The organism is Stenotrophomonas hibiscicola ATCC 19867 (assembly GCF_000382065.1).
GTDB classification, from domain to species: Bacteria; Pseudomonadota; Gammaproteobacteria; order Xanthomonadales; family Xanthomonadaceae; genus Stenotrophomonas; species Stenotrophomonas hibiscicola.
The window spans coordinates 122,961-130,613 of record NZ_KB907498.1; the positions used below are offsets into that span (position 1 = coordinate 122,961).

Sequence of the window (7,653 nt, forward strand, 5' to 3'; positions counted from 1 at the left end):
CCGTGAGCATCGGCACATCGGCAGGCACCAGAGGCCGTCCAGTTCCAGCCGGGTCGGGGGGATCCGAAGACAGAGGGAGAGACGCGATGCGCAGCACCGCAACAGGAAGTACCGTCCTGGCCCTGCTCCTGGGGCTTGCAACAGCGCCGGCGCAGGCCGCCGACGTGGTCGGCGTGGCCTTCGTGCATGGCACCGGCGCGCAGACCAACGCCACCCAGGACTACTGGCAGCCGACCATCATCGACACCGTGCGCCAGGGCCTGCCCAACAGCAGTAATTACGTGGTCATCAACTGCGATTTCACCCAGTACATGTGGAAACCGGAAGCGGCCGGCTGCCTGGCCAACCAGCTGACCCGTTTCATCGACAGCCGTGGCATCACCCAGCTGGTGGTGATCACCCACTCCAACGGCGGCAACGTGGTGCGCTGGATCCTGTCCAACCCGACCTACGACAGCCGCTATCCGAACATCATCCGCACGGTGCGCAAGGTCACCGCGCTGGCGCCGTCTTCGGCGGGCACGCCGCTGGCCGATGCGGTGCTCAACGGCAATACCTTCGAAACCTCGCTGGGCTGGCTGCTGGGCTACAAGAACGACGCGGTGCGCCAGCAGCAGGTGGCGAGCATGGCCACCTACAACGCGCAGAACCTGTACGGCACCGCAGGCCGTCCCGCCCTGCCCAAGCCGTTCCGTGCGGTGGTCGGCAGCGACGTGGAATCGGCGGTATGGGACAGCAACAGCTACTGCGGTGGCTACGCCGCCAATGTCGGCCTGGAGTTCACCCAGAACTGGCTGTCCTCCTGCTCCGATGGCTTCCTGGAGTGCAGCAGCCAGAAGGCCGCCGGCACCACCTGGTTCACCGACAAGCAGCGCACCCAGGGGGCAGAGCCGCTCAGCCACAACCAGAGCCGCCGCGAGTGCTTCGGCCTCGGCACCCTGCTGCGCAACGACCTGACCCAGTGAGGGAGACGACCATGACGATTCATTCCACCCTGCTGGCCAGTGCGGTGCTGGCAGTCCTGTCCCTTTCCGCCGCGCAGGCCGCGCAGCCTCTGCAGGCGGCCCGCGTGGGCGACCAGGTACCTGCGGCGCTGGTTGCCGCGCCATTGCCGGCCGATGACAGCGAACGTGCACCGCTGTCCTTCGCCTGGGCGTTGGACCCGGCACAACCGCTGCAGGCGGCCACGCCGTATGCCTCGGTCAGCCGCAGCTACTGGCAGCAGGTCGATGGCTCGCAGCTGCAACGCGGCCTGGACCTGCCGCTGACGGCGCCCGATGCGGTGATCCAGCTGAGCCCGGCCGCAGGTGCCCGCGCGCTGCCTGCCAACACCCTGCAGATGCGCGACCCGGCTGGCCGCAGCAGCGTGGCCCGCAGTGTCGATGCGCGCGCGCTGCAGGATGCCGGCATGCCGGTGAGTGATGGCAGCAGCATGCTGCGCACCGGCGCGACCAGTTCGGCCGGTGCGTACACGCTGCAGAGCACGCAGGCGCAGGGCCGCTATGTGGTGCAGGTGCTTGAGCCGAACAGCCCGCTGCGGCTGGAAGTGCAGGCCAACCAGGCGCAGGTGCTGGCCGGTGGCAACGTGCAGCTGCAGGCACGCCTGCTGGAAGACGGCGCCACCACCGCGCAGCTGGCCTCGCGCCGTGGCGGCCTGGGCGGCGAAGCCCTGCTGGTCGCACCGGATGGCCGCAGCTGGCCGCAGCGCCTGCTGCGCACCACCGATGGTGCCCTGCGTGCACAGGTGCGGATTCCGGCTGATGTCGGCAGCGTGCAGGGGCTGTGGGAACTGCAGGTGTTCGCCCAGGCCGATGGCGTGCTGCGCGACGGCAAGGTGGCTTTCGCGGTGGCACGGCCCACTGCTCGCTTCAGTGGCCAGGCGGCACCCGACCCGGCCAGCCGCCAGGTCGCGCTGCCGCTGCAGGTGGCCGCCGCCGGTCGCTACGAGGCGCGTGGCACGTTGTATGCCACCGGCCGCGATGGCCAGCTGAAGCCGGTGGCGCAGGCGCATGCGGCCGCGTGGTTCGATGGACCGGGGCGTGGCCAGCTGGTGCTGCCATTCGACCAGGCCGCGTTGCCGGCTGGCTTCGGCGCACCCTACGAACTGCGCGACCTGCAGCTGCAGGACCAGAGCCGGATGGCACCGATCGAGTCGCGCGCGCTGGCGTTGAAGTTCTGAGCAAGGGTGCAGCGGGCGGGGTTCCGGCCCGCTGTACCGTTTTCTGTAGAGCCGAGCCTATGCTCGGCTGCCGTTCCCCGCGGCCAGAAGCAGCCGAGCATAGGCTCGGCTCTACAGTGGCATGTCGATTATCCCGCGTACGCGGTCAGCCGGCCTTCCTGCTCGCATACCGTGATCGCGCCACCGAACACCGCCGACAGCGGTTCGTTGCGCAGCAGCTCGGCGCGGGTACCGTCAGCCAGTACGCGGCCGTCACGCAGCAGCACCACGCGTTCGATCTCGGGAATGATCTCTTCGATGTGGTGGGTCACCAGCACCAGGGTGATGCCCTGCTGGGCCAGCACGCGCATGGTCGCCACCAGCTGCTCGCGGGCGACCAGGTCCAGCCCGGTGGAGGGTTCGTCCAGCAGCAGCGCCTGCGGCCGGTTGACCAGCGCGCGCGCGATCAGCACGCGGCGGGTTTCGCCGGCCGACAGCTCGGCGTAGGCACGTTCACGCAGGGACAGCGCGCCGGTCATCGCCAGTGTCTCGCCGACACGTGCGCGCATGTCGGCGGTCACCTCGCGGAAGCCGGGCACCACGTAGCTGGCGAAGAAGCCGGACAGCACCGCCTGTTCCACGGTCAGCCCCGGCATGTCGGCCAGGTTGCTGCTGAGGTCGCCGGTGACGATGCCCAGCTGCGAGCGCAGCCGGTCTACCTGCCAGCGGTTCTGGCCCAGCACCCTCACCGCGACGGAGCCGTCGACCTGCGCCAGCGGGTACAGCTCGCGGGTGATCAGCTTGATGAAGGTCGATTTGCCACAGCCGTTGGGGCCGAGCAGGGCGGTGTGCTGGCCCTGCGCGATGCGCAGGCTGAGCCCATGAAGCACCTTCACCTGGCCACGCACCACGGTGGCGCGGTCCAGTTCGATCAAGGGGGGCAGCTCCGCGACGGGCGGGGCGGCGGAAATGCGGCTGGCGCGTGGATCAAGGCTCGACAACTCAGGTCCCCAACTGTGAACGGTGCCACGGATGGCGATGCCAAGCACCGCCGCAGGGATGCAGTTTGCAACGCAAGCGCCCATCATGTCTGCCATCCCCGCGTGGATCCGGAGAGCTGCCATGCCTGATGCCCTGATGTCCCTGTTGACCGGTGGTGTTCTCGGCCTGGGGTGGTGGGCCATGCTGGCCGTGTTGCTGGTCTTCACCCAGATCACCATCTTCTCGGTGACCCTGTACCTGCATCGCAGCCAGGCCCATCGCGGGGTCGACTTCCACCCGGCGCTGGCCCATGTGTTCCGCTTCTGGCTGTGGTTGACCACATCGATGATCACCCGGGAATGGGTGGCCATCCACCGCAAGCACCACGCCAAGGTGGAGACCGAGGACGACCCGCACAGCCCGGTTACCCGCGGCATCGGCAAGGTGTTCTGGCACGGCGTGGAGCTGTATCGGGAAGCGCGTGGCATGCGCGCGGATATTGAGCAGTACGGGCGCGGCACCCCGGACGATGCGATCGAGCGCCACCTGTACACTCCGCACGCCACGCTGGGCCCGGTGCTGCTGCTGGCAATCAACAGCGTGCTGTTCGGCCTGCCCGGCGTGGCCCTGTGGGCGATCCAGATGGCATGGATCCCGTTCTGGGCGGCCGGCGTGGTCAACGGCCTGGGCCACTGGTGGGGCTACCGCAACTACGAGTCTGCCGATACCTCCACCAATCTCACGCCGTGGGGGTTCTGGATCGGTGGCGAGGAGCTGCACAACAACCACCATGCCTTCCCCAGCTCGGCGCGCTTCGCGATGCGGCGCTGGGAATTCGACATCGGCTGGAGTGCGATCCGCCTGCTGCAGGCGCTGCGCCTGGCCAAGGTGCTGCGGGTGGCACCGGCCATGGACGTACGCCCGAACATCGCCGTGCCCGATGCCGAGACCCTTAAGGCGCTGCTGTCGCACCGCTTCCAGGCGATGACCGACTACCAGCGCAACGTGTTCATGCCGGCCCTGCGCGAGGAAGCCGCGCAGGCCGGGGCCAAACTGCGTCGCCTGCTGCCGCGCCGGCTGCGCCGCGGTCTGGTCAACGATGGCCGCTGGCTGAAGCCGGACAGCCGTGCCCAGCTGAGCGCCTGGGTGGCACAGCGCCCGCGCATCCGCACCCTGGTCGAGTACCGCGCGCGGTTGGCGGCACTGCTGGAGGCGCGCGGCCACGATGCTGCCGAGCGCCTGCATCAGCTGCAGGCGTGGTGCCGCGAGGCCGAGGGAAGCGGTATCGCGGCATTGCAGGCCTACGCCGCACGATTGAAGGGCTACAGCCTGGTGGGCGCGTGAGGGCAGGGTACGGACTACTGCTGGCGGCGCTGCTGCCGGGCGCGGTGCTGGCCCAGGTCACCGACACCGCCAGCTACCTGCAGCGGATGGACAGCGATGGCGACGGCAAGGTCAGCGAGGCCGAGTACGTGCAGTGGATGCTGTATGCCTTCGACCGCATGGACCGCAATGGTGATGGCGTGCTGACAGCCGAGGAGCTGCCCGGTGGCAAGGGCAGGGCGATCAGCCGCGAGCAGCAGCGGCAGGTGATCGTGAAGCGCTTCCACACGCAGGATGCCAACGGTGATGGCGTCCTGGATGCGCGGGAACTGGCGGCACCGCCGCGCTGACTCTGCACCGTCGCCGGGCCATGCCCGGCGGCTTCGCATGGCCCGGCGTAGAATCACCCCATGCCCGAACTGCCCGAAGTCGAAACCACCCGCCGCGGCCTGGCGCCGCACCTGCAGGGCCGTCGCGTGCATGGCGTGATCCTGCGCCGCGCCGACCTGCGCTGGCCGATTCCACCGGAAGTGGCCGAGCTGATGCCGGGGCAGCGCATCGAGGACATCCGCCGGCGCGCCAAATACCTGCTGCTGGATACCGCCGTCGGCAGCGCGGTGCTGCACCTGGGCATGTCCGGCAGCCTGCGCGTGCTGCCCGGTGATACCCCGCTGCGGGCGCATGACCACGTCGACATCAGCCTGGACAACGGCCGCCTGCTGCGGTTCAACGATCCGCGCCGCTTCGGCAGCCTGCTCTGGCAGCCGGCCGGCGAGGTCCACCCGCTGCTGCAGGGGCTGGGGCCGGAGCCGCTGGACGAGGCCTTCGACGGCGACTACCTGTTCGCCCGCAGCCGGAGCCGCAGTGCGCCGGTGAAGACCTTCCTGATGGACCAGGCGGTGGTGGTGGGCGTCGGCAACATCTATGCCGCCGAGAGCCTGTTCAAGGCCGGCATCAGCCCGCTGCGCGAGGCGGGCAAGATCTCGCGCGAACGCTACCAGCGGCTGGCCGGGGCGGTGAAGGAAATCCTCGGCTATGCGATCACCCGGGGCGGCACCACGCTGCGCGATTTCATCAGCCCTGACGGCGCACCGGGCTACTTCGAGCAGGAACTGCTGGTGTACGGCCGCGACGGCCTGCCATGCCCGAACTGTGGCCGCGCGCTGAAGCACGCCACCATCGGCCAGCGCGCCAGCGTCTGGTGCAACCACTGCCAGCGCTGAGCCGGGCGGCCAGCGGCAGCTGAACGGGCAGGAGACGTCTCCGCTGCCCGTTAACGTTTGTCTGCCTATCATGGCCGACCTTCCCTTCGTGCCTGACGCGCCTGCATGCAACGACGCGACTTCATCCGCAATGCCTCCCTCGCCCTGGCAGCATTCGGCCTGCCGTCCCTGCCCGCGTGCGCGGCCAGCAGGAGCGGCCAGATGGGCCTGCGCCGCCTCGGCCAGCCGCAGCCGTTCGACTTCGCTACCCTCAAGGGCCAGGCGCGCGCGCTGGCACAGGCGCCCTACAAGAGCCACAAGCGGGTGCTGCCGGGCCGCCTGGAAGGCTTGGACTGGGACCAGTACCAGTCGATCGGTTACCGCCAGGACCATGCGCTGTGGGCTGACCAGCCAGGCAAGTTCCAGGCCAAGTTCTTCCATCTGGGCCTGTACTTCCATTCGCCGGTGCGCATGTTCGACGTGGTCGACGGCAAGGCGCAGGAGCTGGCCTATGACGGCGCGGCATTCAACTACGGCAAGAGCGGCATCAAGGACGGCGAGCTGCCGGCCGACCTGGGGTTCGCCGGTTTCCGCTTGAACACCCGCAAGGACACCGACCGCGACTTCGCCGCCTTCCTCGGCGCCAGTTACTTCCGCGCGGTCGGCAAGGAGGGTCAGTACGGCCAGTCCGCGCGTGGCCTGGCGATCGATACCGGCATGGGCAAGCCGGAGGAATTCCCGGATTTCATCGCCTACTACCTGGAACAGCCGTCGGCTGATTCGGACACGATCGTGGTCTACGGCCTGCTGGATTCGCCCAGCGTGGCCGGTGCCTATCGCTTCGCGATCACCAACGGTGACGTGCTGCTGATGGACATCGACAGCGCGCTGTACCCGCGCAAGGCGATCGAGCGGTTGGGCATCGCGCCGTGCACCAGCATGTACCAGGTGGGCGAGAACGACCGCCGCATGGGCTGGGACTGGCGCCCGGAGATCCACGATACCGACGGCCTGTCGCTGTGGACCGGTGCCGGCGAATGGATCTGGCGCCCGCTGCTGAACCCGCGCAACCTGCGCTTCAACATGTTCGTGGACCGCAACCCGCGCGGTTTCGGCCTGCTGCAGCGCGACCGCAACTTCGACCACTATCAGGACGACGGCGTGTTCTACGAGAAGCGCCCGTGCCTGTGGGTGGAGCCGAAGGGCGAGTGGGGCGAAGGCTCAGTGCAGCTGGTGGAGATTCCCACCGTGGACGAGACCTTCGACAACATCGTGGCGTTCTGGAATCCCAAGGAAAAGCCGCAGCCGGGCCAGGAGCTGCTGGTCGGTTACCGCCTGTACTGGGGCGCCGAGCCGCCGGCACGGCCGCCGATGGCGCACTGCGTGGCCAGCCGCACCGGCCTGGGCGGTGTGGTCGGCAAGAAGCGCGAGTACTTCAGCTGGCGCTTCGCGGTGGACTTCGAAGGTGGCGAACTGGCCAGGCTGATCGACAAGGGCGAGGTCGAGGCGGTGGTGGAAGCCAGCCGGGGCCGGGTCGAGATCGTGTCGGCGCGGCCGCTGCGCGAGATCAACGGCTACCGCGCGATGTTCGACCTGGTGCCGCCGGAAGGCAGTACCGAGCAGATCGACATCCGCCTGTTCCTGCGCAGTGGTGGCAAGACCCTCACCGAGACCTGGCTGTACCAGTACACCCCGCCGCCGGCCGGAGCGCCGGAGCGCACGCTGTACTGAGTGGTTTGGGATTGCAGGGCTTGCAGCCCTGCACCCGCTTCAAGCCAAGGCAACGTCAAATGCGTGCATTCCGTGGGATGGCGGGGTGGGTCCGGTTGCGGGGGACGCTGCAAGTACGTCCCTGTAAGCTCGGTCGCCGCATCCATGCGGCTCACCCCCCCGCAACCGGACCCACCCCGCCTTCGACAGACCTCCGCGATCTGTCGGAACAGCTCATGGGGTCAGATCCGTTTTCCGAAGGAAAACGGATCTGACCCC

The 7,653-nt window shown here is 68.6% G+C and carries 7 protein-coding genes; 6 read left to right on the plus strand and 1 reads right to left on the minus strand.

Annotated features, from left to right (window positions below):
- Positions 1–86 precede the first annotated feature (86 nt).
- Positions 87–965 carry a lipase family protein gene (locus tag G370_RS0100530; RefSeq protein ID WP_019658839.1) on the plus strand — a complete coding sequence of 293 codons (879 nt, stop codon included), beginning with the start codon at positions 87–89 and terminating at the stop codon, positions 963–965.
- Positions 966–976: 11 nt separating this feature from the next.
- The gene (locus tag G370_RS0100535; protein ID WP_019658840.1) at positions 977–2,179 is read left to right on the plus strand and encodes a DUF4785 domain-containing protein; all 1,203 of its coding nucleotides are present in this window, start codon (positions 977–979) and stop codon (positions 2,177–2,179) included.
- A 128-nt stretch (positions 2,180–2,307) separates the two neighbouring features.
- Here the strand turns inward: G370_RS0100535 and G370_RS0100540 are convergent, their stop codons facing one another.
- Positions 2,308–3,093 carry an ABC transporter ATP-binding protein gene (locus tag G370_RS0100540; protein ID WP_020723483.1) on the minus strand — a complete coding sequence of 262 codons (786 nt, stop codon included), beginning with the start codon at positions 3,091–3,093 and terminating at the stop codon, positions 2,308–2,310.
- 187 nt (positions 3,094–3,280) lie between these two features.
- Here G370_RS0100540 and G370_RS0100545 point away from each other — a divergent pair, with 187 nt between their 5' ends.
- The 4 genes from G370_RS0100545 (at position 3,281) to G370_RS0100560 (ending at position 7,395) form a co-directional block, all read left to right on the plus strand.
- Entirely contained in the window at positions 3,281–4,483 is a 1,203-nt protein-coding gene (locus tag G370_RS0100545; protein WP_019658842.1) for a DesA family fatty acid desaturase, read from the plus strand.
- Entirely contained in the window at positions 4,480–4,812 is a 333-nt protein-coding gene (locus G370_RS0100550) for an EF-hand domain-containing protein (protein WP_019658843.1), read from the plus strand. Before G370_RS0100545 ends, G370_RS0100550 begins: the two co-directional genes overlap by 4 nt.
- 60 nt (positions 4,813–4,872) lie before the next feature.
- Positions 4,873–5,685 carry a bifunctional DNA-formamidopyrimidine glycosylase/DNA-(apurinic or apyrimidinic site) lyase gene (mutM, locus tag G370_RS0100555; RefSeq protein WP_019658844.1) on the plus strand — a complete coding sequence of 271 codons (813 nt, stop codon included), beginning with the start codon at positions 4,873–4,875 and terminating at the stop codon, positions 5,683–5,685.
- Between the two features lie 105 nt (positions 5,686–5,790).
- Positions 5,791–7,395, plus strand: a complete 1,605-nt coding sequence (locus tag G370_RS0100560; protein ID WP_019658845.1) for an OpgD/OpgG family glucan biosynthesis protein — start codon at positions 5,791–5,793, stop codon at positions 7,393–7,395.
- Positions 7,396–7,653 lie beyond the last annotated feature (258 nt).

Excerpts from the sequence above, each read along its gene's own strand:
- G370_RS0100545 (WP_019658842.1), top strand. The coding sequence starts at position 3,281 with ATGCCTGATGCCCTGATGTCCCTGTTGACCGGTGGTGTTCTCGGCCTG.
- mutM (WP_019658844.1), top strand. The coding sequence starts at position 4,873 with ATGCCCGAACTGCCCGAAGTCGAAACCACCCGCCGCGGCCTGGCGCCG.
- G370_RS0100535 (WP_019658840.1), top strand. The coding sequence starts at position 977 with ATGACGATTCATTCCACCCTGCTGGCCAGTGCGGTGCTGGCAGTCCTG.
- G370_RS0100530 (WP_019658839.1), top strand. The coding sequence starts at position 87 with ATGCGCAGCACCGCAACAGGAAGTACCGTCCTGGCCCTGCTCCTGGGG.
- G370_RS0100560 (WP_019658845.1), top strand. The coding sequence starts at position 5,791 with ATGCAACGACGCGACTTCATCCGCAATGCCTCCCTCGCCCTGGCAGCA.